The sequence below is a fragment of the Xylella taiwanensis genome (genome assembly GCF_013177435.1).
Taxonomy (GTDB): domain Bacteria; phylum Pseudomonadota; class Gammaproteobacteria; order Xanthomonadales; family Xanthomonadaceae; genus Xylella; species Xylella taiwanensis.
This window is the reverse complement of record NZ_CP053627.1, coordinates 2,537,983-2,563,765: the sequence shown is the minus strand read 5'-3', so window position 1 is coordinate 2,563,765 and position 25,783 is coordinate 2,537,983. Positions and strand designations below refer to the sequence as shown.

Genomic DNA, 25,783 nt, shown 5'->3' with positions numbered 1-25,783 from the left:
CTCGGTGTGTTCTAAGTGGCAATTCCGCAACCGATGCCTAGATGTGTGCGGCGATTGCGCATCTCAATCACGTGTGCAGGAGATCGTTGAGAATGAAGCGAATGTCCTGCTATCACTCCAAAGAGCAGTTAAAAAATTCAGCATCGTTGCGAACGTGCATGACATGCACGTGGTAGCAGGGCTAAACAGTGTCTTGGGTATTACCTGCTTGAGTTTTAAAGGACTTTTGTGAGTTGTTCTAAAGTGTGCCTGCGGTAACAAACGAGGTATGAGGAGCTGATTCAAGCTGGTGTTGCGGAACAATGGAATGTGCATCGTGTCGGGTTGATGGGCCCGAAGTTGGGGATGTGCTCTGCCGGGATATCACCGCTACGGTATTGGAGTGTTGATTCATTGCAGTGTCCGAATCACTGGCGTTGCGATTGTGTCCGATATCGGGAGACCTGTGAGTGCTCAGGTAGGTCGAGTGCTGTTTGTACTTCCCAGTGCGCGCCCGCGCTGTGTGGCAGCGTCTATCGCTTTCGCGACAAGTGTTTCGAAACCACCCTCTTGAAATGTCGCGATCGCTGCTGCAGTGGTCCCGTGAGGTGAAGTGACGTGGTGGCGCAGTTCGGCCGGTGTTTCACCGGACTCGGTCAGCATGCGTGCGGCGCCCAACACGGTGTGCTGGACCAGGGTGCGTGCGTTCTGGGGAGACAGTCCCTGCATGATTGCTGCTGCTTCCATCGCTTCGGCGAGCAAAAACACGTAGGCTGGCCCGCTGCCTGACACGGCAGTGATGGCGTCCAGCAACGCTTCGTCGGTGATCCAGATGGTTTTGCCTACACTGCCCAATAGTCGCTCAGCGAGGGTACGTTGTGTGGCAGTGGCTTGTGAGGTGGCGAACAGTCCGGCCACGCCGGCACCTAGTAGGGCTGGGATGTTCGGCATGGCGCGTACAATCGCACATGTGTCACCGAGCCAGTGTTTGAGTGTGGATGTGGTGATGCCTGCAGCGATTGAGATAATCAGCGGTGCGTTGCGCTGCATCTGAATGGGCAGTGCGGCACACACGTCAGGCATTGCTTGGGGTTTCACTGCGAGCACCCATGTGGTGGCGTCAGTGACAGCCTCAGCGGCTGCGGCGACGGCCTTCACGTTGAAGTCGGCGATGAGTGCGTCCCGCCGTGCGGCGACGGGTTCGATGACCCGGATCGACGTGTTCGGTGCGCCTTGGCGGATCATCCCTGCGATCAGGCTGCGTGCCATGTTGCCGCCGCCGATGAATGCTATTGATGATGTGACAGGAAACGGGGAGGTCGGCGGCATAGCAGAGATGGCGATGAGGTGTGGTCATGGTAGCCCTTGTTGACGGTCGATGGTGCAGGGGCTGTCGACCCTTGTCTTGATCGGACATGAGAATCAGATTGCAATGCGAATTGCTGGGGCGCGTTGATTTTGTCGATGTATTGGTGCTGGAGGCATAGGTGGGTGTGGCATTGGATCTGCTGCTCATCGTCTTCAACATGATTGATGCGCTGCAGTCGCAATCTGAGCGTGAGCAGCTGACATCATGCCTTGCGTTGATGGGTTGGGCGGGCATATTGGAGCTCGCTGATAATCGTACTGAACTCACCACATGAGCTTGCATCGGATGGCAACGACACAAAACGACACAACACGTGTTGATCGATCCAAACATCACATATGGAACAGCAGCGTCTAGCGCTGCAACTGCAAGCGGGGCGCCCAAATCTTTCAGTGTGCAGGGGACGTTTGATTGGCCAGGCGATGTTTGATGGGTGCAGGGTGCGCAATCATGGCTGATTGGAGGTGTGATGCTAATGAGGCAGTTTGACTTGGTAGTGTCGATATCCTGTCAGTCCCGTGTGTGATCAAACACTGACCACAACTGAGCATATTCCATATAGCGCAACGCTCATTTTGACAGTGAAGTATGTGGTCAGCCGGCAGGGATTTCGATGCGAGTCGCGTCTTTCAATGTCATTGAGAGGTGCAGCACGTTGTGTGGTGTTGGCCACACTGCCACGCTTGAAAATGCCTACGTTGAGTATCTCAGGAAGTGAACGTGGCTTTGCTGTGACAAAGTACCGTGTGGTGTGTCTCGTTGCAGGTGTAACAGTGAGTTGCGGTGCTGGAGCAACTGTGATTTAGTCGGGGACCAGGCGATTTATTCAGAACGCTCCACGGCAAGAGCGGCGGATAAGGTATTGCCGCTTTCCAATGATCGCAATAAGGCATCCATGGTTTCCCACATCCGTCAAGGAATTGAAGACAGTATGCTGTATGACGTCAGCGACGAGCGTGACGCATGCGGCTTCGGCATGGTTGCGCAGTTGGACGACCAGCCTTCCCGCGCGCTGATTGAGATTGCCATTGCTGCGCTCTCGCGCATGACGCATCGTGGCGGTGTTGCTGCCGATGGACTGACCGGTGACGGCTGCGGCCTGTTGATGCGTAAACCTGATGCTTTCCTGCGTGCGTTGGCCTGTGAGGCCGGTATCGCGCTCGGTTCCCGTTATGCGGCCGGTATGGTGTTTCTGCCGTGTGAAGGTGCAGCTGCGGCACAGTGTCGTCACGTGTTGGAAACTGAATTGCAACGTGTGGGCGTGCAACGGTATGGCTGGCGTGTGGTGCCAATCGATCACAGTGTGTGTGGTCAATTGGCACGTGACACGTTGCCGCACATCGAGCAGTTATTCGTCGATGTCGATCCTGAACAATGTGAGGATGCGTTCGCGTTGGCGTTGTTCCTGGCGCGTCGCCGTGCCGAGCAGCAGCTGTGCGACTACCATGATTTTCACGTCACTACGCTTTCACCGTATGCGGTTTCTTATAAAGGCATGGTGTTGCCGGATAAATTGCCTGTGTTTTATCCGGATTTGCAGCGCAGCGACCTGTCTTCCAGCGTGATCGTGTTCCATCAACGCTTTTCGACCAACACCTTGCCGCGCTGGCCGTTGGCGCATCCATTCCGGTTGCTTGCCCATAATGGTGAAATCAACACGATCGAAGGCAACCGCCGCTGGGCGCAGGCGCGCAGTAAGGTTTGGCGAAGCGTGCGTTTCGACATGGCCGAGTTCGATCCGGTGATTTCGATGAAAGGCTCTGACTCGCAGAGTCTGGACAACATGCTTGAACTGTTGATCGCTGGTGGCATGGACCTGTTACAGGCACTGCGCATTCTGGTGCCGCCGGCGACCAGGACGCTGGAATTCAAAGATGCCGATTTGGCAGCGTTCTATGAGTTTTATGGCCTGAATGCGGAGCCGTGGGACGGTCCAGCCGGTATCGTCGCCTACGATGGCCGTTATGCGGCTTGCATGCTTGATCGCAATGGGCTGCGCCCGGCGCGCTGGGTATTGACTGCCGATCGTCATTTTCTTGTCGCCTCTGAGGCCGGGGTATGGGAGTTGCCGGCTGAGCGTGTGATCCGTAAGGGCAAGCTTGGTCCCGGCGAGATGATGGCAATCGATCTGAAGCGCGGCGATCTGCTCGATTCCGAGGCGATCGACCGTGTCAACCGCGCGCGCGCGCCCTACAAACAGTGGTTGCAACAGGGTGTGACCTATCTGCAAACCGAATTGATCGATCCATCTTTGGTCGAGGAGCCGTTCTCCGAGCAGACATTACGCAGCTATCAAAAACTGTTTCAGCTCAGCACCGAGGAAGTGGAACAGGTATTGCGCCCACTTGCCGAAACCGAGCAGGAAGCGACTGGCTCAATGGGGGACGATACCCCAATGGCGGTGCTCAGCGTCCACATCCGACCCTTGTACGACTACTTTCGGCAAGCGTTTGCGCAGGTCACGAATCCGCCGATCGATCCGTTGCGCGAAAACATCGCAATGTCCCTCACGACCCAGCTTGGCCGGGAGACCAACATCTTCCACGCGGGTCCGGAAACGGTCAATCACGTCATTCTCGATTCGCCGGTACTCAGCCAACGTAAACTGCGTCAGTTGCTGAGGATGCCGCAATATCTTGAAAAGAATCGACTCATCGACCTTTCTTACAGTGTTGGCGAAGGTTTGAAGGCTGGGCTCGAGAGGATGTGTGATGAGGCGGAACAAGCGGCGCGCGATGGCATCGTGATGTTGCTACTGTCTGATCGCTACCCGGTTCCGGAGCGGCCGATGGCGCATGCATTACTTGCGACCGGTGCGGTGCATCAGCACTTGCGCCGGGTGGGGTTGCGTTGCGATGTCAACCTGATCATCGAGACAGGCACGGCTCGCGATCCGCACCATATGGCTTGCCTGCTGGGCTTTGGAGCGACGGCGGTATATCCGTACCTGTCCTACCAGACGCTGTTTGACTTGGGACGACGGGGCATCCTGAAGCTGAAGAAGGGAGGTGAGCAGTCGCAGATTGGTCGCAGCTACCGTAAGGGGATCTACAAGGGGCTGTCCAAAATTATCTCCAAGATGGGTATCTGTACGATTGCCAGCTATCGTGGCGCGCAGTTATTTGAAATCGTTGGTTTAGATCCGGAGGTGGTTGCGTTGTGCTTCCCGGACACTCCGGCGCGGATCAGCGGTGTCAGTTTGATGCAGCTGCATGCTGATGGATGTGAGCTGACCGCACGCGCTTGGAACGATCAGATCAAACCCGAGGTTGGTGGTTTGCTGAAGTACGTGCATGGCGGTGAGTACCATATGTACAACCCGGATGTGGTGATGGCACTGCAACAGGCGACACGGACAGGGGATGCAGCCGACTGGCACCGCTATAGGGAGGCTGTACATACGCGTCCGCCATCGGCATTGCGTGATTTGCTGCAATTGAAGCAGGCGGATACGCCGACCCCGTTGGATCGAATTGCTCCGGCGACTGATCTCCTACGCCGTTTCGATACGGCGGCGATCAGCTTGGGTGCATTGTCACCGGAAGCGCATGAAGCACTCGCCATTGCAATGAATCGTCTGGGTGGGCGTTCCAATTCCGGTGAAGGGGGAGAGGATCCTGCACGCTATGGCACCGAGAAGCGTTCAAAAATTAAACAAGTCGCTTCAGGCCGCTTCGGCGTCACCCCGGAATACCTGATCAATGCCGAGGTACTGCAAATTAAGATTGCCCAGGGTGCCAAGCCGGGTGAGGGAGGCCAGTTGCCTGGCCATAAGGTCAATGACCTGATCGCACGGTTGCGCTACGCCAAACCGGGCATTGGTCTGATCAGCCCACCGCCGCACCACGATATTTACTCGATCGAAGATCTGGCACAGTTGATTTACGACCTCAAGCAAGTGAATCCGCAGGCCCTGGTGTCAGTCAAATTGGTCTCGCACGTTGGCGTGGGCACGATCGCGGCGGGTGTGGTCAAGGCGGGGGCTGACCTGATTACGGTCTCTGGTCACGATGGCGGTACCGGTGCCTCTCCAGTGAGTTCGATCCGCTACGCTGGTGTGCCGTGGGAGTTGGGTGTGGCCGAGGTACATCAGGCACTGGTTGCCAATGGCTTGCGTGAGCGCACCATCTTGCAGACTGATGGCGGTTTGAAGACTGGTTTGGATGTGGTCAAGGCAGCGTTGTTGGGTGCCAACAGCTTTGGCTTCGGCACTGCGCCGATGATTGTGCTGGGCTGTAAGTACCTGCGTATCTGCCACCTCAACAATTGTGCTACCGGTGTTGCGACGCAAGACGAACGTTTGCGTAGCAACTACTTCACCGGTTTGCCCGAGCGCGTAGAGAATTTCTTTCGTCTGCTTGCCGAGGAAGTACGGCAGTGGTTGTCTTACCTCGGTGCCATGTCGTTGGATGACATCATCGGACGCACCGATTTGTTGCAGCAGTTGGAGGTTGCTCCACGCGAGGGAGTGCGGGTGAACCTGTCGCGGTTGTTGACGAATGCCTGTTACGAAGGCAGTCACTGCGCTGCACAGCGTCTCTATGAGTCACCGGATAGCCTGGCGGTACAGATAGACAGTTTGCTTGCCGATGCCATTGCCAATAAAGCTGGTGGCGACTACCGCTTCCTGATCCACAATACAGACCGTTCGATCGGTGCGCGCTTGTCTGGCGCGATTGCCCGTGTGCATGGCAACCACGGCATGGAAGATGCGCCGTTGCACTTGCGTTTCCGTGGGACTGCGGGCCAAAGTTTTGGTGCATTCAACGTGGGTGGCTTGCATCTGGAACTGGAGGGTGAAGCCAACGACTATGTTGGCAAGGGGATGGCTGGTGGCTGCCTGGTGGTGCGCCCGCCGCGCGGGGCGCGCTTCGAGGCACGCAATACACCCATTGTCGGCAATACCTGTTTGTACGGTGCGACGGGTGGCGAGCTATTTGCTGCTGGGCGTGTTGGTGAGCGCTTTGCGGTGCGTAATTCCGGTGCCTTGGCCGTGATCGAAGGTGCTGGGGATCACTGCTGCGAGTATATGACTGACGGTGTTGTCCTCGTGCTGGGCAAAGTCGGCTTGAATTTCGGTGCTGGGTTCACAGGTGGCTTGGCGTATGTCCTGGACATTGAACGTGACTTCGTGGATCGCTACAACCACGAGTTGATCGACATCCATCGTGTCTCTGTTGAGGGCTTTGAGAATTATCGCCAGCACTTGCATACACTGGTCGTCCGCCATCGTGCGCTGACGGGAAGCATTTGGGCACAACAGATTCTCGACGAATTCCGGGATTACATCGGGAGGTTCTGGCTGGTGAAACCGAAGGCGGCGAGTATCGAGTCGTTAGCCGAATCGCTACGTAGTGCTGCTTAGTGCGTTTGTTTCCCATTTCATATAAAGAGAGAAGCGGAAACGGAAGGACGTTTTTTCTCAGCTATCGTTCTTCCAGGGAACATGTGTTCCCATCGCTCTGCGGATGTATGGAACGAACCAGTCACGGAATCTTTCTCTATGAGTCGCAAGCATGCTTTTCAATTCCTCGACCTGCCTCGACAGATGCCGCAACGCATCCCGGTGGAGCTGCGTACCTCCGGGGATTGGCGAGAGTTATACGGTAAGTTCGACAAGGCCGAGGCGCAGTACCAAGCCGGGCGCTGTCTGGACTGCGGTAATCCATACTGCAGCTGGAAGTGCCCAGTGCATAACGCCATCCCGCAGTGGTTGCAGTTAGTGCAGGAGAATCGCATTGATGAAGCTGCAGCGTTGTGCCACGCCACCAACCCGCTTCCTGAAGTGTGCGGTCGGGTGTGCCCGCAGGACCGTCTCTGCGAAGGCAGTTGCACGCTGGAGGAGTTTGGCGCAGTCACCATCGGTGCGGTGGAGAAGTACATTGTGGATACCGCGTTGCAGCAAGGGTGGCGTCCCGATTTGAGCCATGTGCAACCGACTGGCTGGCGAGTAGCGGTGGTTGGTGCAGGCCCTGCCGGTCTTGCCTGTGCTGACCGGTTGGTGCGTTCTGGGGTGCAGGTTGTGGTGTACGACCGCTATGAGCAGATCGGAGGTCTGCTGCAGTTCGGTATTCCCAGCTTTAAGCTCGACAAAGCTGTGATCGGTACCCGCCGAGAGGTGCTTGAGGGCATGGGCGTACAGTTCCGATTGGGTGTGGAGATCGGCAAGGATCTGGGGATTGAGGCGTTGTTGGATGAGTACGATGCGGTGTTCCTTGGTGTTGGTGCGTATCGTTACACTGACGGCGGCCTGCCGGGTCAGGATCTGAAAAACGTGTTGCCGGCATTACCATTCCTGGTTCAAAACGGACGTATCGTTTCTGGCAATGATCCGTATGGCCGTCCGATTGCTGGTTGGGAGGATCAGGTGCAGTTGCCGGATTTGACGGGCAAGTCTGTGGTTGTACTGGGTGGTGGCGACACCGGCATGGATTGTGTGCGCAGCGCGATCCGTTTAGGTGCGACTAAAGTCACGTGTACCTATCGCCGCGATGAAGCGAATATGCCTGGCTCGGTGCGTGAGGTGGCTAACGCGCGGGAAGAAGGCGTGCGCTTTCTGTTCAATCGTCAGCCATTGTCGATCCAATCCGGTACTGACAACCAGGTGATTGGTGTCACTGTGGCCGAAACGAAGCTCGCCGAGCCGGATGCACGCGGCCGCCGCAACGCGGTGCCCATTCAGGGCACTGAAGCGCTGTTGGAAGCGGATGTGGTGATCATCGCGTTCGGTTTCTCGCCGATGTTGCCGGAGTGGTTAGCTGCGCAGGGCGTGCATGCTTCGAACACAGGCCGCATTGTGGTGGCGTTGTCCGACACCGGTGACGGATTCACCTACCAGACAACTCACCCCAGGTTATTTGCTGGCGGTGATTGTGTGCGTGGCGCCGATTTGGTGGTGACGGCTGTGGCTGAGGGCCGCGACGCGGCTGAGAGCATTGTGCGGTGGTTGGGTGCGACTGCACAGCGCATGGATGTTGCTGTGACCTGAGCGGATGTTGACGCACTGCGGGGGAGCATCGGATGCCCCTGTGGGGCGTTTGCTGGTGCTTGCAGAGTGAACCATTGAGTGGTGGTGCATGTGCGTTGCCGGCATCGCGTGAGCCCCTGGGGCGCATGTTTGTTTCCCATTCGGTGCGTTGCTCTCAGCGTGCAGCGCTGTGCCGCTATTGGGGCAGGTGACACATGTCACGTCGTTGATTGCGATGGTGACGGTGCGTTCCAGGGGGGGATGTCAGCTTCATGCTATTCGTCTTGCCTGCGGTTTCCCGAAGACAATCTAGGCGCTTGCAGCGTCCTGCCAACACAGTGTGGGCGATCTGCGTATCACCGTCCATTGGGTCGTTTCTGGAAAGCGCACTGTAGATGGGATTCTTTGATTGGCACCGGTTTCAGGTGCATGCATGTAGGCGCTGTCCGGTGGTACGAGTGGCTGTGTTCGTCGTGGCATGGGAGAACCACGAAGTGCTCGGCAGCACAGGTCAATCGTTGTGGTTGCAGTGTGTCATGAGTGATCAGGGTCAGCAGGGCTGATCGAAGCAATACAAGATCACGAGCTTGTGGTGCTGATGACAGACAGGGTGATAGGGTTTCACTTCGATCTGTTGGTGTACCAATGGGGCGATGGAGACCAACAACTTGCCGTAGATCATGCCGTGGCGTTTGAGTGCGAGCGTTTCTGGAAAATAGAAGACAGATCGGGCAGACAACGTCCCCTGTCCAAGAAGACGCGCGGTGCTCAGCCACAGGCGTTATCACTCCGCTGTCGTGTTCGTAGGGATCGGGTTTGATCCGGTGTGACCCACTTCACCCAGCCGCTCATGGGTGTGTAGATTGTCTACCAGTGGCCGAAGCACCTGGGCAGGTCAAGCCGTACTCAGTGAGATACAGGATGGCGTCGAGCATCTGTAGATTCGTCAGACTGACGTTGCCGTATTGCTTCGGCAGAGTGCTTAAAAAATAGAGTGTTCGCGCTACTCGAATTGGGCTGCTGTGCTCTTCATACGTTCAGTGCCGCAAGGACGTCGCCTCGGCACCATGCGTGTTAACAGTCCCTGGTGCTGGTGGTTGTCCCCTGTGTTGGTTGGCACACACTTGGTTTAGTTTGAATGCTTCAGCAAGGAGATGATGTGTTCACGAAGATTAGAGATCGTGTCATGAATGCCAAAAATAACTTGGGTGAGGATTGAATCTAGTTCAAGTACGAGGATGATGGTCATGAGTTCGAGATCAACCTTGGCACCGTAACGCTTGTCGTGCTGCTGGAGTTCATCTTTTGGATACTGATGCTGAATCGCCTGTTCGTGATTCTGGTCGAGGCTGTGGCGCAGCGTCATATTGGCACGTAGCTGATCCCAACTGCATTGTTGGGTGTCATCACACGGCTGGCGGTGGTTGTCCGCCACCGTGACCTTCAGTAAGGCAGATTTAAATATTTTTCAAAAAAATGTTCGCGCTCTAAGCCCCTTCTCCCGTTTTGCCGTTTTTTTCGACATATGGTTAAAGCCTTTTATCTGTCAGTATGGCAACGCTCTTACCAACAAGCTTATCCACAGCAATTGTGGATAAGGTCAGCTGGATCAAGTTGAAACGTCTGCTGTGAATGGCTTCGTGGGGTGACCAAGAACTCCCATGCTTGGGATTCAGAAAAAGTATTCACACGCTTTGATATATGGCGAAGGGGCTTTTTCAAGTGCACAGTGGCTTGGTGTGATGTGTACGTAGGTGATCAAGTACCAGGGAAAATTTGTTTTTGGCACCACCGATAAGCCCTGCATGAAGCTGATCAGGATGTCAGCGTTGCATGCCTTGTCAACGATCTTCCAACACATGGTGCGGTCGTAAGAGATCGTTCAGATGCTAAGCACACGGTGGGGTGTGTTGTCACACATCTGTCCTATCGGTGTTAACGCCGTGCAAGTCGGCTCAATAGGATCCTATGACGGATACTGCACGTGATAGTAAAGGGACTTTCGCGTGCAGTGGGGTGCGGCACACATAACGTTGGGTTGACGAAACGCGGTGTACCTCGCTATTTGGTTTGGTGTGTTGGCTTTGTTTGGGTGAAGCATGGTGATGTGTTCACATTGGATATGGCCGGCTCACTCAGTGTGTAGCGGTTGTGAAGCAATGCCTTGAAGTATGGACCCTGCATTTCTAAAAGGAACTGACAGGATCAATGCTGATACGGCCTGGGGACACGGACACGGTTAGAGTGAATGGTTGTGAGAACGCAAGAGGAAGAGGAGGGCTCTACTTTCGTATCGGTTGGATTACGTTGCTTTGATTGTTCTTAATGTTTGTAGATGTGTTTTTTATTTTGGTGATCTTACGTGCGTGTGGCTCCAGGATTGTCATCTGCGGCTTATCGGTGCCGTCATCGTTCGGATGCAGATTGAATGGATAATCAGGCCCAAACCAGGGGTTTGATACCCACGACGTCCACCCAAGCCAGACGTCTTTGTTTTGCTCGATATAGCTGAGCATGCCTTCCAGAGCCTGGTTACAGGTATCGTTGTTGCCGGCAGCAAACTCGCCAAGGAACCCCATTTTGTGATACTTGCGTAGCCAGTCGGTGAATGCACTGAGCTTCTCGGCACCGGCAGTGGTGCTGGTGCATTCGTCCTTAGTGCCGCTGCTATCTTCATCCAGATACTGGTGTACTTCAAACGCGAGGTTTCCGGCCGGATCATGGATTTTCAGCAGCGCTTCGGCATTAGGGGTGCCGTAGTAGGTGCCATTCCAGCTTTGCGCGGTGCTGTAAGCAGTGCCTGGCACTAACACAAGGTTATTTGCACCCGTGCTGCGGATCGCGTTGATGGCTGCCTGGGCAGCCTGAACCCAATCAGTTGAGGTGATCTCATGAGGCTCGTTCATCAGTCCGCAGATGACTGATTTGTCATTGGCAAAGTGCAGGGACAGACGTTTCCATAGATCAGCGAAGGCGCTGATAGGGACCTTGTCACTGCCGATCAGCGCATCGTTGTGTTGACCGTAGTTATGGATGTCGAGAACAACAAACAGTTTGTTAGCTTTAGCTTGCTCGACGGCTTTAAGAATCAGACTGAGTTGCGTGGCATCCAGTTCATCATTCAATGTGGGCTGAATGCGTTCCCAAAGCACAGGGAGGCGCACGGTATTCATGCCTTTTTGGGCAAAGTAAGCGTAGTCGGATGGACTTGGATAAATATAGTCCTTATAGAGGACACCTGGTTTCTGACTCGGACTGAATTCTCCGCCAGAGAGGTTGATTCCAGCATAGGTGAGGTTGCCAGCATAGACTGGCGGTGCTGTTGCCACTGTCGTCAGGGCTGTGAGCAGTGTTAGGAAACAGCAGGGGGTGCGTAAAGGCCGTAGGAAGGAAATAGGCATGGAGGATGTTGGGGGGTATGTGTATGGGGGACTCAGTCCGGTGTGGTATCACGGTACCTGGGAGGTGTGCACAAAATACCGCTCCCCTATATTTTTTGATGTGAGCGGGTTATCCAGACGTGATGACGGCTACGTTGGTCTGTGTCGTGACGTTTGGTTACGGTGTGTCGTGTGTTGCAGATGCGGGTACATTGCAACGGTGTCCTTATGTCCCATGCGACTTTACGCTTGGTCAACTGACTGGCACGGTGAGTCTGTTTTCAATTTGCATTGCTGAGATGGGGTGCATATGCGTTGCCTCACGGTGACGTCATTCAATGTGTTGATGACGTCACTTGCTTGTTTGCCTCTGGGTGTTGTGAGCGTTGTCTGGATACAGTGCGTATCGAATCCCTTTACCGCAGTGCTTGGGGTTGGTCGCTTTGATGGATAGGTTGTCTACAATAGTGGAAGAACAGCTAGTGTTGCTCCGCCCAAGAGCATGACATTCTTACCTGCATGATGGGGTGTGAGGTCGCTGGTGCCTATGTGCGATTGGCGCACGACACGTCATGTTGTCCTTCAGGAGAGGTTCCTGCGCCGTGTTGATTGCATGCCATGCGGCCATTCTCCTGGTACTACGTGGATCACTTGCTTTGGGAAACGCAATCCTGTGGTGACACATGCGAATGTTCTTGCCTGTCGGTCAGCACGATTGGACTGTCGTGTTTATGTTCGGTGTGTTGTCAGCGTCTTACGCTTGCTTGAATGGGATGCGTGACCGTCGTTGAGCATGAAGAGACAGCGGTGGGGGCATATGGGCAAGAGATGCATCGTTCACTTGGGCGGTTATTGCTTGTTGATTCACGGGCGATCCGGCATGAGCCAGTGTGGTGCTTTCTATCGAATGTTGAGTGTGGGTCGATCTGCAACCCACTCAATATCATGCTGGTGAGGGTATGACCGGTTGTTGCTTCAACCATATTGTTCAGGGGCCAATGATGTTCCACCGCTGTAATCATCAATGCCAAACGTTGCCCAAAGGTGCAGTGCTTGTTCATGGTGTACACGGTTGCTTGACTATCTGATGTCGATGCGGAGGTTGAGCTGTGACAGATTAATATCAAGTGCACCAGGTAGCGGCCATCAGGATATGGGAAGGTTCTAGACACGCATAACAAGGCATATACAGGGTGGCCAAGCTGAATGGGTGTTTGGGATCGGTAGGCCCGCATGGATGGAATTGCCGTGAGTCGTTTTAAGTTGTTCCAGATGTTGCAGTGCCTCTTGTTTCATTCGTTTATGGTCATATCACTGTGCTGCCGTATTTAGCATCAGTGTCGGTTTGCTCGCCATCATTCGGTCGCGTGTGGCTTTGAACGGATGTCCTGCGTACCAATTTGGCCATTGCCCGCCGATCGTTAGGGCGCGACCCACCTCGTACAGCGCTTGCAGGTCATCGACGGTGCCGTCTAACGTCCAGGTTGCCGGGTTGTATATGTCGTTTGGGTGGTAACGCGGTGGGGCATCGTTTTTATTAGTCTTGTGCCAAGCGATGGTGCTGCCATTACGCAGAAATTCCCCGCCATGGGTGTACAACGCAGGCACACCCGCTTTGGCGAAGTTGATATGGTCCGATCGGAAATATGCGCCGTTTTGCGGGGACGTTTCACCATGCAGGGTGCGTCCCTGGAGTGCGGCGACGGGTTTGAGAATGTCTTCCAGTTGCGAGCTGCCGAAGCCGATAACGGTCAGATCGCGTGTCCGTTTGCTTGCCGACATCGTATCCAGGTTGATGACTCCAGCAATCTTGTCGAGCGGGAAGCTGGGATGCTGCACGTAGTATTTGGAGCCGAGCATGCCCGATTCTTTAAATGCTGTTGCTAAGAACACTACCGAACGTTCCGGGCGCGGCCGTTGGTGGGTGAATGTGCCAGCGATTTCCAAGATTCCGGCCACGCCGATACCATTGTTCGCCATCTCGGTGTAGTCATTACTGAGGTTGTCGGTTGGTTTGCCGAGGTGATCCCAGTGGGCGGTGTAAATGACCGCTTCATCAGCATGCTGGTTGCCGGGCAGTACGCCGATGACGTTGTGCGAGGTCTTTTGTGTGATGGTGCTTTTCAAATCCACCGACCAGCGGGCGTTCAGTGAAATCGGTTTAAAGCTGCGTTTGCTTGCGTTGCGGTAAGCGTTGTTCAGATCTAAGCCGGCATCAGCAAACAGCTGCCGTGCTGTCTGTTGACTGATCCACCCTTGTACCTGTAAGCGCGGTTCTGAATCGTCGACAGCACGCAGGTCATATCGTGGACCGGACCAGGATTGATGAAGTGCATCCCAGTTGTAGGCCGTTCCCATGCTGTCGTGCACGATCAGTGCCGCCGCCGCTCCCTTGCGTGCAGCTTCCTCGAACTTATAGGTCCAGTATCCGTAGTAGGTCATGTGCTTGCCGCTCGCCAGCTTTGTATCGCCTTTGTGAAAGTCGGGATTGTTGATGAGCATGACGACGGTTTTGCCCTTCCAATTTTGGTTGGCGTAGTCATTCCACTGTTGTTCTGGAGCGTCCACACCGTAGCCGACGAACACCAATTCACTGTTGTCCAGCTTCACTTCTGGCTGTGCGGTCCTGGTACCTAGCAGGATGTCCCGCCCGAACGTCAGGGGACGTGATTGGCCGGCGGTGTGCAACACAGGGGCAGTCGTCGGATCGGTTGTCGTTTCGATCACCGGCACGGCTTGGAACCAGCTGTCGCCATTACCCGGTTGCAGGCCGATACGCAACATTTGATCACGAAGGTAGGCGATTGTTTTTTCTTCACCGTTGCTGTTTGGGCCGCGGTCTTCGGAAGCCTTCGAGGTGAAGGATTTGAGTAGTTCAGCAACATCTGAAACGGTGATCTCGGCTGAGAATACGTGCGAATTGGTGGATGAGGTCGCTTCAGCGGTGGAGAGAGCCGGCGTTGGCGCTGGAGTGCGTTGGCAACTGACCAGCCCGGTGCAGACAGCCAAGCTCAACAGGAACGTGCGGTGCATTGGGAGTTCTCATCGTCGGATGACTACAAAATTCTACTCGTGGTATCGCGTCACGTGAGGTATGGATTTGACGTGTGGTTAAGCAGGTGGTTGTGTCATTCGGTGTCGATCAGGTGGCGTTGAGTAGAACTGTGTCTCATTGCACGTTCATGAATCTTCAGCGTGTGTTGTCCTTGTTCTTATCCGTCAATCTGACCATGCTTGGCTACAATCCGCATCTGAGTTCTCGTCACCGGATTGCCCGTTTGCCGTCTTACCGTTCCGTCGTTGTGCGTCCGTTGCCATTGTGTCTCCAGTGCGCCTTGGCATTGGTCGTCGGTGTGGTGCTGGCTGTGTCTGCCGTTGCACAGAACCAGAGTGAGACCGAGAGTAAGCTGGCTAAGACACGTAGCGAATTAAAGGGCGTGGCCAAGGAACGGCAGCAGTTGGAGAGTCAGCGCGGTGATGCGACCCGGCGTTTGCGTCAGGTTGACGAACAGGTCGCGCGCTCAGCGCGCGATCTAAGTCAGATCGAGGATAAGTTACGTGAACAGGAGCAGGCTCTGCTCCAAACTCAAGCGCAGCGTGAGCGGATGCAACAGGGATTGGCGGAACAACGCCGTCAGCTTGCGGCGCTGCTGCGCGCTGCTTACGAGGTGGGTGATAGCGTGCCGCTCAAGTTGTTGTTGTCGCAGGATAGTGTGGCTGATGCCAACCGGTTACTGATCTACTACCGGTATGTGCAGCGCGCGCGTGCTGAGCGCATAGCTGTGTTGACCCAGGAGTTGCAGGGCTTGGTTGAGTTGGAGCATCGCATCGCTGGCCAGCGTCAAACGCTGGAGCAGACACGCCGTCAGCAGGTCGAACAGGCGTCCGTCCTCAAGTTGGACCGGCAAAAGCAGGTGAAGACGGTGGCTGAATTGAATACTCGCTATCAGGAGCGTAGTACACGCGAAAAGGTGTTGGGGCAGAACGCAAAAGCATTGGAACAACTGCTTGCCAACCTGCGTGCGGCGGCGGCGCGTGCTGAGGCCGAGCGCCGTGAAGCCGCCCGACGTGTCGCTGCTCAGGCTGCGTTGGAAGCGAAGAGTGGTCATGTACCCACTAAGATACCGCCCAAGGTGATCACTAACCTCCCTGGACCCAAGGTGGGTGGGCTGAGCTGGCCGGTGACTGGCAACTTATTAGCATCCTACGGCGGGACATTACCGGATGGGCGTACTAGCAAGGGTGTATTAATCGGTGCTCCGGTTGGCAATAACGTCGTGGCGGTTGCTGATGGCATGGTGGTGTTTGCCGAATGGATGACTGGTTATGGGATGATTTTGATTGTCGATCATGGCAACGGTTACATGAGTCTGTATGCACATAACGACACGTTGCTGCGTAATCCAGGGACATATGTCAAACGTGGTGAATCGGTTGCTAAGGTCGGTCAATCGGGGGGACAGGGGATGCCGGCCCTGTATTTCGAGTTGCGTCACAATGGCCAGCCGATAGATCCTTTGAGTTGGTTGCAAAGGCGTTGAACGCGGTGTGATTCCGTAGGGGTGTGTGTCACGGATCAATGATCGTTATTTGCAGACTCGGCTGCGATTCAATCTGTATTGTCTGTTGCTTCGCGCATAATTCGTATTACTTGGTGGTATTGGGTGCCGTTTTTCTTTCCGGAGTGCTGCATGCGTGTCGTTGGACTGTCACTGGCCATAAGTGTGGTCTTGTTGTCTTTCTCGCTGTCGGCGAAAAATCGCGGCGGTGTTGCTGTGTCTCCCGCGGTTGAAGATATTGAAATGTTGGAGACGAACGATTCGAGCGTGCCGTTAGATGAGATCCGCCGTTTCGTTTCTGTGTATAACGCCATCAAGCAAGCCTATGTGGATCCAGTGGATGACAGGAAACTGATGCATTCGGCGGTGCGGGGCCTGCTTTCGGAGTTGGATCCGCATAGCACCTATTTCGATAAGGAGGATGCCGATGCCTTCGACGAGCAAACCAACGGCGTCTACGATGGTATCGGTGTGGAACTGCAAGAGCAGCCGGACAACACGTTGAAGGTGATCGCGCCGATTGATGACACTCCAGCCGCCCGTGCTGGTTTGCGCCCTGGTGATCTGATCGTGGCGATCAATGGCAAACCACTTGCCAATGTCGATGCGATGAAGCCGCTGCGTGGTGAACCAGGGAGCCAAGTGACTCTGACGATTGTGCGTGATAAGAACACCAAGCCATTCGACATGACGATCAAGCGTGAGACCATCCACGTCGCCAGTGTACGTAGTCGCATGCTTGAGCCTGGTTATGGTTATATCCGTATCAGTATCTTCCAGGCCGATACGGGTAACGATTTCTCTAAGCACTTGGAGCAGCTCAAGCAGCAAGCCGGTGGCAAGCTGCGTGGCTTGTTAGTGGACCTACGTAGCAATCCTGGTGGCTTACTGACTGCAGCCGTGCAGGTTGCTGATGCGCTGTTGGATAAGGGGAACATTGTCAGTACCCGTGGCCGTATTTCGGCGAGTGACGTGCGCTTCGATGCAACTCCAGGTGACTTACTCGATGGTGCACCGTTGATGGTGCTGGTCGATGCTGGTTCGGCCAGCGCCTCGGAGGTATTGGTGGGTGCGCTGAGTGACAACCAGCGCGCGCGCGTCATTGGCAGTTGCACCTTCGGCAAGGGTTCGGTACAGACCTTGTTGTCGCTTGACAACGGTGACTCGGTCAAACTGACCACGGCGCGTTATTACACTCCGAGCGGGCGTTCGATCCAGGCGAGGGGAATTGTGCCTGATCTGTTGCTCAAGCCAGATGCTGGTGCGGCGGCTGATCTGCCGGGCAGCGCGACTGATCACAGCGAGGCGGCTTTGCCCGGTCATTTGCATGGTGCTGATGAGGGGGCGCCGGGTTGTGCTGCCAGCGATCCGTTGCCGGGGGATGCGCCGATCGCCGTAGCATTGTTAGAACTAAAGCAACCGGGCTCAGCAGTGAAGGCCAAAAAAGCCATCCTCGTAAAGATTCTCAGAGATGCTAAATCCTCAACAAAGCGCCCGTTGTCAATGTCGGGTAAGGATGGTGCCGTCAAGCCAACATCGGTGGTGCCTCCGACAACCGAACCGGTTGATGGTCAGCCAAGTAAATAGCAAGTAAATAGCATGGTGTGCAGTATGGAGAGGCGTGGCTGTCCGGTTTTTTTTAAACGCTTGAACGATGTACTCCAGGTGGTTTTGTATGAATGATGGCGTGTCTGGAAATTGGGGCATTGCCGTGATGAAAGCAGTGGGGTGCGGAGATCGTGGACAGCCATGCTGTTTCGGATGAACGTGCTCTACATATGGGGTGCGATGCGCTTGGATCTCCTCGGAATCGGGTGTGTGAATGACATTCGATGGTCCGTGTTTTGCCGACATTTCTGGGTGAAGAATAGGTATTTACCTTGCTTTTTGCGTTGAAGGATATTGGTGGATGGCAGATACCACGGTATGAAGAGACATCGCAGGCGATGTGCAACGCACTGGGGCGTGATGGTGTTTGTGTTCCAATGCATTTCCCCCGCGGCTCTGTCTGTTGACAGGCTCTATGTTGGTTGCAGGCTGGCTATTTGAAGGTTAATGGCCAATGCATTGGGTGCGATTTTAGGTGTGTCCAAAGTAAGCAAGACGGGCGCATCGTGGTGACTCGAGGCAGTTATTTCGTACGATTCATTTGGACGATTGTCGCTTGCCGGCTATGGAGTGTTGTTGGCGGCAGCTTCAAACAGTACTGCATGGATTGCTGGTCAGTCACTCGGATCTGAATTGTTGGGTAGGGGTATACCGATGGCTAGGTGGCAATCATGCTCTTTATGATCTTCCAGTCCTTGGACATGATCAGAAAGAACAGATTGGCTTGCGTGTGTTTCATCAATGAGGAGCCAATTTTCTCAATGAGCAATGATGGCGTGCTTATTACGTTGTGATGCATGCAATCTGCAAAGCTGTCCTGGCAATGCATTGACGTCATGATCATCAATCAGTTCAGTGGTATCGATCGCGTTGCGGAGCATATTTTCCTGCGATGCAGATTAAGTTGGTTGAGTCACTTGCAGATGTTGGTGGAAGTGCGACGGATACGAATGGAAAGTGCGCGATGGAAAGTGCGCGGTCGCACGGTGTGTTGGGTGACTTGGATAGCATATAGGCTGCATCGTTGTCATATTGTTTGGGTGCTCCGCTTCTGAAAGCTAATAGGTCGATGTTGGGAGGTTTTTCTATGGTCAGCATACGTAGAGGGAGTGAGTGATCTGTAGTCGCTGATGTCGGCCAGGTTAGGGGGCTTGTGCAAAAAATGTGAGTGTCCGGGATAAGTGAAGTCATGAAGTGGCTTTCATTGAGTGTGTTCGTGAGGGTGCGACGTGACTGCAGCCGGAGCTGCATAACTCTACCAACGTTTCAATCCACGCGTCCGTGAGGACGCGACGTTACTGGGGTCTAAAACAAAGATATTACAAAGGGTTTCAATCCACGCGCCTGTGAGGACGGAGCGTCATTGTAAATGTTGGTTGGTATTACTTAAAGAAGACTGAGTGTGTGAGCGTGAGAAGTCGAAATAAAAATTTTTTGAATGAAATTTGAAAGATAATTAATTTGTTTTATGAATTAGTAGAGTGAGTCCGTTAGGTATCCTCAGAGAGATCACTTGTCGTTTATGGTGTTCTCTAGACATGAATCACTATATATTTTTCGTAGAGATGGCACTGGTGACATCTAAGAAAGTGATTATCTAAGGGGAGTGTCAATAGTGACATGGAATCAATTGGCTTCGGTTGCTGATCAGCGATTTATTTCATATAAAAGAATGAAATTTTTAATAAGAAAGATGCGATTGTGTTCTTTATAGCATCTGGAACTAAGAATGTATTTTTTCATTTATATGTCGATGTTTAATATTTTTAGTCGTTGCTTTCATCAAGATTGGTGAGCGGCAGTGATATGCATGTGTCGGAGACGGAGTTCCTCCGTTATATCCAGGGTGAGGTTGGGACGATCTGGGCGGGCCCTATCGAGGAGAGTCGGTGTTTGGGTCGACTGGTTTTTCCCAGTGTTGATAGAGAACAGGCAGTAGCATACAGGGTGTCGTGTGGTGGCTTGCGGGTACGTCCTATGAACCGCAGCAGTGATGATTCTGCATATACAAGCGGCTCGAACATCAGGAAATAAGCGTGTGATGTTTCACTTTCGATGTTTTGTAATATGTGTACGCCAGTACTTTACTGGGAGGTGTTATGCAATGTGCTTGAGTCGTTTAAGTGCATGATGAAACGATGGCGACATCGGTGAATGGGTTGCGATCGTTGCGTCAGCGATGCTCAAGCATCTGAGGTGCCAGAGGGGAGATGACGGTACATCGGTGGGGGTGACGTTGCTTCGGTATTGGATATGACGTAGTAGAACATAACCGGAGACAGATGCTTCAAGGTGTGCGAGAAAGCGTCCTTGTGGGGTGAGGTGGCAGAGATTGATTGATTGCTCGGCACAGCATTCGGTTCGTTGTGGCGAAATGGTCACATGCTCGATGCACACTATATTCCCAGTATGTGGAGCGGCACGTATGCCCGTTTTAGGTGTTTCACTTTGATGCGAATGTTGGTGCCGCTCTGAGGTAGCGAAGTTCTTGCAACGGTGATGTATAGCGTGTTGAGTTGGCGGTGTATGTATGCAGGTCAAACAGCGACGGTTGATGCAATGTCGATTAGCGAACAGGCATTACAGCGGGGTGTGTCATGGTGAGTAGCGGTGTTACCAAAAGACAATGTTCTGCGTGTTTCCTTGATGATATGTACGGTCAAATCGTAAAGTGCCTTATCTGATTTCTTTACGTCATCGCGTTTGGTTGTAGAACGATGCACGTGCGGTGATTGACGGAGAGTGCTTAGGTGCACCATCAATTGCATGTCGTGTCGATTCGATGCAGCTTGGGGGGAGTTTATATCTGACAGAAAATACGATCTGCTCCGATCCGATGGAGTCAACGGTGTCTGTTGTGTAGCTGGTGATATCAAGTTTCAGTGGGAACAGTGGCATCGCTATCACGGTGTGTACGCTGCTGTCCCAGTATGCGGAGCGGTGTTGCCATGTGTTTTAGTGGTCGGGGGGCTCTGCCTGCTGCTGTTCGTGGTGGGTCCAAGTGTATTGACGTTGGCAGTAGAGGTGATGCTGAAGTGCGGAGCGTGTGAGCAGATCTGTTGTGTCTGCGATCGCGTGCTTCGAAGGTCTCAGAAAACCTCGTCGACGGTCACGCCTGCGGGCATGTCAAGGTCGATGTCGATGCGGTAATCGGCAAAGCGGCGTGCTGGTGCTGGTGACGTGCTATCCGCTCGTTCGACCTTTATTTTCTCGAACAGAAGGTGTGCTGGTGCATTCCCCATGGGATGCTCATGCTGGAACGTGATCAGTTTGCGTGCTGCCATTTGGCAGCGTGCTGCGGAGCGGTCGTGTTCAAACAGATTGGTTAATGCGCGCCACAGTAGTTGCAGGTCGTCTTCGGAGAAGCCGGTGCGTTCGGCCAGTTTCGCAGAGATGAAGCCATGCATACGATAAAGGGCGTAGGGCAGGATATGTTTGCGACCCATGGTGCGCTCTTTTTCTTGATCTTTTTCGTTAGTCACTGCCATACGGGTGATCGAGATTTCTATGGGCAGTACAGGATCAATGGAGCTGGCGAATGCCAACTGCACTGGGCCGCGGACCTGTCCGGCATTGACCTCGGTGGTCATCACGGCGCCGAAGGTGCGTATATCAAAGAAGTTCTTACACATCCATGCCGTTAATTCACGGGCTTTGTCCTCGTCCTTGGGGCGTTTTGGAGGATCGTGTTCTAGGTTCAGTGCGATATAGGCTTGTTTATGCTGATTATTCAGCACTGATTTTTCCTGCATGTAAATCGCGTAACCAGGCTGGTTTCCTTTCTCCAGTGCGACGTAGTTGCGGATTTTGCGCTTGAGTGCCACATCGGTGACTAAACCGTGCTGGGTTTCCGGGTCTAATCGTGGCAGGTTGCCGGCATCGGGATCACCGTTGGGATTGCCGTTGATCACGTCGAACAGGTAGACAAACTCATAACGGTGGGCGATAGCGCTCATGCAGCTTTTCCTTCGCTATGGGCGACACACTGGTCGTTATGATGGGCGAAGCACGCTTGGGTTTGGTGGTAGTAACCGATGGCGAACCATCCTTGTTCTTCGATCTTCAGGTGCCGAGGGAAGGCCGATTGCAGCAGGTTGATGATCTGGACGATTTCTGTATCGAGTGTGATCCACAGCCAGGGTTTTTCTTTGCGTAGTTTGCGGAGGTGATTTTTTGAATTGCGCACTAACATCGGGAAGATGCGCAGTGGCGTGGCTGATGCTGCGCCGTAATAGTGATCACAGATATTGGCGTTAATGTGCATGCCGAGTGCGGCGCTCTGGACGTGCTCCAGCATCGAGAATAAGCGTCCCAGCAGGTAGCCGGGATCATGATTGTGCAGATCAAGACTCATGGGAGGTTCCTTCTTGTTAGTTTGGTTTTTTTGCTCTCTTCCCAGCCGCGCATGACGGGCTAGGATGGCCTTGCATAGGGCCACTCGTAATGGGGAAATTTTCCTGTCGGCGCGGAATCGCATGACGAGTGCGCCGAGCACGCTGTGTGGATAACGGGTTCCGGTGAGGATGGCGCGTGTCAGTTCTCCAGCTAATAGGGGTGGTATGTCCTCGGGTTTGGTTTTGCCGTTACGGATGGGTGCGGTTTGCAGGGCTAGCAGTTGTGGTGATGGGGTGTGGCACCACGGTATTGGGTTCAGTAATAGATCGTTGTAGTGGTCTGAAAAACGCTTGGCGAAGGCTGCGAGTGAAGCTGTTTCCCAGAAACGGATTGATAACCGTGAAGCATTCGGGGCTAACCCAAGCACGAAGATACGTGTGTCATCGTCGAGGTCTCCGTCCAGATCACGCAGTGGCTGTCCTTGACGGATGTGTTCTAGGAGATTCCACAGTTTTTGGGTGGTGCGTTCGTCTTTGTCGTTTGGGTTAAGGAAGACAGAGAACTCATCTTCGGCTTTTTTTGCCTTATTCACTGCTGGCGATTCGGCCCAGAACACGACTGTGGTGTCGCCAATCAACAGACATTGCTGGTTGTGTCGGCCCCGTCGCAGCAATTGGTTGAGTGCGCTGGCATAGGCAGAGGCGGCTTGTGCGGAGATTGGAGCGTTTTCGCCTTGTGACTTGCCGTAAGAAGTGAATGCTTCCAAGTTAAACGAGACCATGGATGCGCCGGAGCTTTGTGCGCCATTGACGCCTTTAATTGCAGGATGCAAGCGAGCGATGGGGGCATATTCACCGGTGACCAAGCACATACCGTTGGTACTTTCGGTTGTTCTGTTTTGCCGACGTGCCCAAGCTGCGCATGCTGCGGGCTGTACGTGCAGGTAATCTGCTGCGCCATCCAGGCGGAATACTACATTGGTATCCAGCATGGTTTTCCCTTGGCGGATGAATGTGTACTCTTTTTGGAAACGTTCTGGTGTCCAGTGCGCGAGAAAGGCGAGTAATGCTTTAAGACCGTCATCCTCAGTGCCAGCGAGGATGTCTTGATGAAGTGCCTTGAATGCCGCATGTTCCTGCTCGTTACGTTTGCCGGTGGCGCTGATACCTAATGCATAGCTGGTTTTGTCCCATAGAAAATTGGGCTTGATTGCGACAGTGCGTTTTTCTGAGTGTGGCACGTTCATCCATACAGGGATGGGTTTCTTACTGCCACCGTCGCATAGATCGTGTACATCGACGACACGTCCGTCCAGAGCCAGGATGATGGCGTAGCTGATCTTTTCCTGGCTGTAACCGGGTTGGGCGATACCCGAATCTGGTGTATCCAGCAGGCGTTGGTAGTACGTGGTGAGTGCGCTCAGGATCATGTATGTATCTCGCCACTACTCAGTGTTGGTACTTTGATCAGTCCATTGATCATGTGTGCCCGGAAGAAACGTGGTGCTATGCCGTGAGTGAAGTCAATGTCGTGAAGGATCCATCCCAGATCGCGCTCGCCTATCAGTGTGAAATCTGATTCAGGGGCGGAGCTGTTATCTTCGATCAGCGAGAAATGAGCGGGGAATTCGCGTGTGCCCAGGCAGGGAGATTGGAAGCAACGCCCACGCCGTGCGCGGCGTTTGAAGATATCAAGATATTTACCGATGTTTGCATCGGATTTGGCTTTGTTGGTCAGTGCGATATGCGCGGCAATCACATAGCCGACGTCCCGCAGTACGGTGGTCGCACGTGGTTGCCGGTCTTCTTCAACATAGTTGACCAATCCGTCAGTGCGGCCGGCCCTCATGGCCTTACTGGCGTTGGTGGCCGAGAGTTTGCTGCCAACTTCGTTGCGGCGGATAGATTCGAAACGGATCGGTTTGAGTATCTGGATAGCGTCCACGATCCAACGCATTTCCGGTTTCCAGTAAATCGCTTCTAAGATGCCGCGTGCGGCTGAGGGAGTGATGACGTCGTAAGAGAAACGTTCAACTTTGAATTCGGGGCGTGTGAACAGTGCCCGCGGACCCCAGATGTGGAGCTTTATGCCGTAGCTCATTCTTATTTCTCTATATCAATATGTGGAGTATCTGATTTTTTATGTCCCTGTTTCGCGGATTGAGATCAGTGCTGTTGACTGGGTGGAATCGAGGGCGATGCATGTTTGTGGATGCATTGTTAGTCGTGTTGCCTGTCACCTTTCGGTTCATGTATCCGTAACAGACTATTCACGACATAGTCAATGAAATGTGATGAAAAACTCAATTTTTTGGGTAAAGGTTATTGCGGTTCCTCGATATCCAACATCAAATGGTATTGAAATGATGAAATCTGTTTTTTCGGATGGTGTGGGTGTATTGCCATTCCGAGGGCGTTGAGAGGATGTTGTGGCATAAATGTTAGGTGCAGTTAACAAGATGTATGGTGCAAGGGAAGTGGCGGGATTGCTTTTCAATGACCAGTGAAGACTCTCAGTCCTGTAAGAATTGGGGATCATCCCAATGCAGTCGGTAGTGGGCGTGGTAGCGTCGTCAGTTGACTCGTTGCAAGAGTTGTTCACAGTGACGTTTTCTCAGCGGTCCGTTGTATCGTATGGTTCCACTTCAAGAGGTCACAGGTATCCTTTGGTACCTGAACAATGCAAGGCTGCAACGGGCCCGTTGCTTTCAATCAGGTTTTCTCAAGCCTGTCTAGGGGACTTCCGAATCAAGAAACGTGCAGCTATTTCTGCCATCGTGAGTCATTGATTCACCGTGGTGTGAGGAAGTTAAGCCCGATTTATGCAGAGGTTTCTTAAAGTCCCGACTGAATCTCCCGCCTTAGCAAATTGATGGGTTCAGAGCGATGTTAGAAACGGAACGATGCCGCCTGCGACAGTGGGAGGATGAGAATGAACCTGCGTATGCCCGGTTGAATGCAGACCCGATGGTGATGTGCTACTTCCCCAAGGTGTTGTCCGCGTAGGAGAGCAATGAACACGCAGATAAGTTGCGTTCGCTGATGATAGTGAACGGGGCTGTGGAGGTATCGGTGGTGAGTTGAAAGCCAGCGGCGAGTTTATCGGGATGACCGGTTTGCACATGCAGGCTGGTGACAGCGGCATTTCCCATACGCCGCTGATGGAGAGTGATGGTATTAAATGAATCTCCTGTGTTTTTCATCGCGTATCTGTATACCCATACTGCCATAGGCAACATGCACGTAAATGTGAGCTACTGATCTGCCAAATTTTTATTTTTCTCGGTGTACTTCATGGTGCGTGATATCTTTGGCCGTTTGTCAGACTTTGATTACATTAGGTCTGTTTGTTTGTTGCCTGAGTGTGCGGAGTGGTTCGAGGCACTTCGTTTTTATGAAAAAACAGTGAGCGTTTAAATCCATCTTATCCTTTTCAGGTTTGTTTCTGACGCTGAAACGATGTTTGGTAGAGCGTTGTGTTTGGCGATGGTAATGGCGCGGCAGGTCCAAAGATCTTGAGTGAGCCATAATCGTGTAGGGCGTCGTCGTCAAAACAGCTGGTTCCTTTGGTAATTGGTGGCTTCTGG

At 53.5% G+C, this 25,783-nt stretch carries 14 protein-coding genes; 5 read left to right on the top strand and 9 right to left on the bottom strand.

What is annotated here, in order from left to right:
• Positions 1 to 453: 453 nt before the first annotated feature.
• Positions 454 to 1,308, bottom strand: a complete 855-nt coding sequence (gene proC, locus PLS229_RS10750; RefSeq protein ID WP_038271228.1) for a pyrroline-5-carboxylate reductase — start codon at positions 1,306 to 1,308, stop codon at positions 454 to 456.
• Positions 1,309 to 1,478: 170 nt separating this feature from the next.
• Here proC and PLS229_RS10745 point away from each other — a divergent pair, with 170 nt between their 5' ends.
• The 3 genes from PLS229_RS10745 (at position 1,479) to PLS229_RS10735 (ending at position 8,336) form a co-directional block, all read left to right on the top strand.
• On the top strand, positions 1,479 to 1,622 hold the full coding sequence (locus tag PLS229_RS10745; protein ID WP_160165173.1) for a hypothetical protein: 144 nt from the start codon (positions 1,479 to 1,481) through the stop codon (positions 1,620 to 1,622).
• Positions 1,623 to 2,243: 621 nt separating this feature from the next.
• Entirely contained in the window at positions 2,244 to 6,713 is a 4,470-nt protein-coding gene (gltB, locus tag PLS229_RS10740) for a glutamate synthase large subunit (protein ID WP_038271229.1), read from the top strand.
• Between the two features lie 138 nt (positions 6,714 to 6,851).
• Complete coding sequence (locus PLS229_RS10735; protein ID WP_038271230.1) at positions 6,852 to 8,336, top strand: FAD-dependent oxidoreductase; 1,485 nt, start codon at positions 6,852 to 6,854, stop codon at positions 8,334 to 8,336.
• Between the two features lie 529 nt (positions 8,337 to 8,865).
• Here PLS229_RS10735 and PLS229_RS10730 read toward each other — a convergent pair.
• From PLS229_RS10730 to PLS229_RS10715, 4 genes are all read right to left on the bottom strand, one after another.
• Positions 8,866 to 9,054 carry a hypothetical protein gene (locus tag PLS229_RS10730; RefSeq protein WP_152536615.1) on the bottom strand — a complete coding sequence of 63 codons (189 nt, stop codon included), beginning with the start codon at positions 9,052 to 9,054 and terminating at the stop codon, positions 8,866 to 8,868.
• Positions 9,055 to 9,444: 390 nt separating this feature from the next.
• A complete protein-coding gene (locus PLS229_RS12325; protein WP_230428251.1) occupies positions 9,445 to 9,681 on the bottom strand; it encodes a hypothetical protein in 237 nt (78 codons plus the stop codon).
• 916 nt (positions 9,682 to 10,597) lie between these two features.
• Positions 10,598 to 11,716, bottom strand: coding sequence for a glycoside hydrolase family 5 protein (locus tag PLS229_RS10720; RefSeq protein ID WP_081755436.1), 1,119 nt, complete (start codon positions 11,714 to 11,716; stop codon positions 10,598 to 10,600).
• Positions 11,717 to 13,006: 1,290 nt separating this feature from the next.
• A complete protein-coding gene (locus PLS229_RS10715; protein ID WP_038271233.1) occupies positions 13,007 to 14,728 on the bottom strand; it encodes a M28 family peptidase in 1,722 nt (573 codons plus the stop codon).
• 197 nt (positions 14,729 to 14,925) lie between these two features.
• Between PLS229_RS10715 and PLS229_RS10710 the strand changes: the two genes are divergently transcribed.
• Together PLS229_RS10710 and PLS229_RS10705 are read left to right on the top strand one after the other, a co-directional pair.
• Complete coding sequence (locus PLS229_RS10710) at positions 14,926 to 16,236, top strand: murein hydrolase activator EnvC family protein (RefSeq protein ID WP_038271283.1); 1,311 nt, start codon at positions 14,926 to 14,928, stop codon at positions 16,234 to 16,236.
• Between the two features lie 150 nt (positions 16,237 to 16,386).
• Positions 16,387 to 17,841, top strand: coding sequence for a S41 family peptidase (locus tag PLS229_RS10705; RefSeq protein WP_038271234.1), 1,455 nt, complete (start codon positions 16,387 to 16,389; stop codon positions 17,839 to 17,841).
• A gap of 2,118 nt (positions 17,842 to 19,959) precedes the next feature.
• Here the strand turns inward: PLS229_RS10705 and PLS229_RS12830 are convergent.
• The 4 genes from PLS229_RS12830 to cas5c all read right to left on the bottom strand — a co-directional run bounded on the left by PLS229_RS12830 (position 19,960) and on the right by cas5c (position 24,297).
• Positions 19,960 to 20,244: a CRISPR-associated endonuclease Cas1 gene (locus PLS229_RS12830; RefSeq protein ID WP_160165174.1), complete on the bottom strand. Its 285-nt coding sequence runs from the start codon at positions 20,242 to 20,244 to the stop codon at positions 19,960 to 19,962.
• Positions 20,245 to 20,951: 707 nt separating this feature from the next.
• Positions 20,952 to 21,818, bottom strand: a complete 867-nt coding sequence (gene cas7c, locus PLS229_RS10695) for a type I-C CRISPR-associated protein Cas7/Csd2 (protein ID WP_038271235.1) — start codon at positions 21,816 to 21,818, stop codon at positions 20,952 to 20,954.
• On the bottom strand, positions 21,815 to 23,626 hold the full coding sequence (gene cas8c, locus PLS229_RS10690; RefSeq protein ID WP_038271236.1) for a type I-C CRISPR-associated protein Cas8c/Csd1: 1,812 nt from the start codon (positions 23,624 to 23,626) through the stop codon (positions 21,815 to 21,817). The genes cas7c and cas8c overlap by 4 nt, the downstream gene beginning before the upstream one ends.
• On the bottom strand, positions 23,623 to 24,297 hold the full coding sequence (gene cas5c / locus PLS229_RS10685) for a type I-C CRISPR-associated protein Cas5c (protein ID WP_038271237.1): 675 nt from the start codon (positions 24,295 to 24,297) through the stop codon (positions 23,623 to 23,625). The genes cas8c and cas5c overlap by 4 nt, the downstream gene beginning before the upstream one ends.
• Positions 24,298 to 25,783 lie beyond the last annotated feature (1,486 nt).

Bases quoted from the DNA above. Each gene is read 5' to 3' on its own strand.
- cas8c (WP_038271236.1), bottom strand. From the start codon at position 23,626: ATGATCCTGAGCGCACTCACCACGTACTACCAACGCCTGCTGGATACA.
- PLS229_RS12325 (WP_230428251.1), bottom strand. From the start codon at position 9,681: ATGACGCTGCGCCACAGCCTCGACCAGAATCACGAACAGGCGATTCAG.
- gltB (WP_038271229.1), top strand. From the start codon at position 2,244: ATGGTTTCCCACATCCGTCAAGGAATTGAAGACAGTATGCTGTATGAC.
- PLS229_RS10720 (WP_081755436.1), bottom strand. From the start codon at position 11,716: ATGCCTATTTCCTTCCTACGGCCTTTACGCACCCCCTGCTGTTTCCTA.
- proC (WP_038271228.1), bottom strand. From the start codon at position 1,308: ATGCCGCCGACCTCCCCGTTTCCTGTCACATCATCAATAGCATTCATC.
- PLS229_RS10735 (WP_038271230.1), top strand. From the start codon at position 6,852: ATGAGTCGCAAGCATGCTTTTCAATTCCTCGACCTGCCTCGACAGATG.
- cas5c (WP_038271237.1), bottom strand. From the start codon at position 24,297: ATGAGCTACGGCATAAAGCTCCACATCTGGGGTCCGCGGGCACTGTTC.
- PLS229_RS10715 (WP_038271233.1), bottom strand. From the start codon at position 14,728: ATGCACCGCACGTTCCTGTTGAGCTTGGCTGTCTGCACCGGGCTGGTC.
- PLS229_RS10710 (WP_038271283.1), top strand. From the start codon at position 14,926: ATGCTTGGCTACAATCCGCATCTGAGTTCTCGTCACCGGATTGCCCGT.
- PLS229_RS10705 (WP_038271234.1), top strand. From the start codon at position 16,387: ATGCGTGTCGTTGGACTGTCACTGGCCATAAGTGTGGTCTTGTTGTCT.
- cas7c (WP_038271235.1), bottom strand. From the start codon at position 21,818: ATGAGCGCTATCGCCCACCGTTATGAGTTTGTCTACCTGTTCGACGTG.